Here is a 400-nt window from a genome sequence, read left to right on the forward strand (position 1 = left end):
GCAGTGATTTGACAGTTGATGCAGGTTTGACAACATTCGACTTAGCGTTGACGAAGTCATTGGCATCAGGTCAAAGTGCAAATGTAACTCCAGGGGATTTGGTAACGTTTACTTTGACAGTGAAGAACGAAGGTTCGATGACAGCGACGAATGTTGTATTGTCAGATTCATTGCCAGTAGGCATGACGTTGGCAGATGCAGATTGGACAGCAGCGGGTCAGATTGCGACGTTGAATACAGCGATTGCAGGTCCATTGGCTCCAGGTGCAACGGCTTCAGTTGACATCACAGTACGTGTGAATGCAAACTTTACAGGCACAAGTTTGACGAACTACGCTCAAATTAAAGATGCGAAAGATAGAAATGGCAACACTGTGAAGGATAAGGATTCGACGCCAGG

Annotated in this window: 1 protein-coding gene; it reads left to right on the plus strand. The window is 46.0% G+C overall.

Annotation, left to right across the window (positions count from 1 at the left end; all coding sequences use genetic code 11):
• Window positions 1–400: DUF11 domain-containing protein (locus AC23P2_RS31280; RefSeq protein ID WP_487776817.1), on the plus strand; the 400-nt coding region annotated here is incomplete at both ends.

The sequence above is a fragment of the Runella sp. R0.1_18 genome (assembly GCF_057652155.1).